Here is a 1,739-nt window from a genome sequence, read left to right on the forward strand (position 1 = left end):
CCCACGGAAAGCGAAGTGCCCGGAGCGGAAATCAACAAGTACAATTTTGATAGAACTAAAATAAAAAATATCAAAGGCTAGTAGCCAATGATATTTTTTATTTTAGTTTTTGATTATCTTCATTTTTCTTAAAAACTCAATTGGCTGTTGCTTTCGAAAATGTTCTTTCACCATATAAGCTACACCATTTTCATTTTCCGATCTAGTTACCCAATCCGAAGCTTTTTTTACTTCGAAATCGGCATTCCACATGGAAACCCCGAGACCAACCGCCTCAATTAACCGTATATCGTCGGTTCCATCGCCAATATAAACCATTTCACTTAAACGAATTCCTAATTGACTTCCTAGGTAGGTCAATCCGTCTAGCTTTGAGACACCTGCAGGAACGATGTCTAAACGCAGTGAATCTAGTTCAATGATATCAATTTCATTAAACATTTTACGCAATGCCGTCTTCGCATCAAGGAGATCATCCTTGCTTTCGAAATAAACCTCTATCTTTGGCGGTGTAACTGGCTGATCATGTAAGTACTCACTTAGAGATGATACAAACTGCTGCGAATAAAACATGGGATCACCTGAAGTGAAGATGGTTTTTGCTAACAGCTGATTATTTAGTTTAAATTTATTAGCTATTGAAAATTGTTCATGAACCAAACGAATTTGGCATGGCAATGCCTCTAAAAAACGGACCGTATCATAGGTAATATCGTCATTAATTCTTTGTACATACACTGGTTTTTCGGCAGAGCTTGCAATGTAAGCACCTTGATGAGTAATAAGTGGTGATTTTATTTTTAACGCTTTGGCAACCTTTTTTGCTGAAGGAAAACTCCGTGAAGTGACAAGCGTGACATAAATGCCTTTTTGTTGTACATACTCAATAGCTTCTTTTGTAGATTTATGAATTTTTCCATTCGTTTGAAGAAGCGTGCCATCAATATTTAACGCAAGTAAGCGATAAATCATTAATTTGCCCCCTGTCCTTGGTGAAATTGCCTTATTACACTTTTATGAATTTTCACGCTTGAATAGAACAGTGCAAAAAAAGAGAGTTCATGAATGCATAAAAAAACGCAAGCGCCTTGGTCAGCCACGCTCAAGAAGACTGGTTGATTTTGCGGAGCCCAGACAGAGATCTATTCGCACTTAACTGTTCAAAAGTCTTTGGTCTTTAGTACCCAGGCAACCTTGCCATGGGCATTTGAAATTTCTTCTATTTACCGGTCGCCTACCTTTTGACTTAGCTGAGGGAATTTGAAACCTCTTCTATTTACCGGTCGACCACTTTTTCAATTGCCACGGGCATTTGACACTTCTTCTATTTACCGGTCGCCTACTTTTTCACTTAGCTCGGGCATTTGAAACCTCTTCTATTTACCGGTCGACCACTTTTTCACTTAGCTCGGGCATTTGAAACTTCTTCTATTTACCGGTTGACCACTTTTTCACTTAGCTCGGGCATTTGAAACTTCCCCTATTTACCGGTCGACCACTTTTTCAATTGCCACGGGCATTTGAAACCTCTTCTATTTACCGGTCGACCACTTTTTCAATTGACACGGGCATTTGAAACTTCTTCTATTTACCGGTCGCCTACTTTTTCACTTAGCTCGGGCATTTGAAACCTCTTCTATTTACCGGTCGCCTACTTTTTCACTTAGCTCGGGAATTTGAAACTTCTTCTATTTACCGGTCGACCACTTTTTCAATTGACACGGGCATTTGACACTTCT

At 39.3% G+C, this 1,739-nt stretch carries 1 protein-coding gene; it reads right to left on the reverse strand.

Translation table 11 applies throughout. The features are described from left to right. Positions 1–102: 102 nt before the first annotated feature. On the reverse strand, positions 103–972 hold the full coding sequence (locus ABES03_RS18450; RefSeq protein WP_430119334.1) for a Cof-type HAD-IIB family hydrolase: 870 nt from the start codon (positions 970–972) through the stop codon (positions 103–105). Between the last annotated feature and the right edge of the window lie 767 nt (positions 973–1,739).

This window comes from Neobacillus rhizosphaerae (genome assembly GCF_050477885.1).
Taxonomy (GTDB): Bacteria; Bacillota; Bacilli; order Bacillales; family Cytobacillaceae; genus Neobacillus; species Neobacillus rhizosphaerae_A.

What these genes read in the sequence shown, in the direction of transcription:
- ABES03_RS18450 (WP_430119334.1), bottom strand. Translation starts at nt 972, where the DNA reads ATGATTTATCGCTTACTTGCGTTAAATATTGATGGCACGCTTCTTCAA.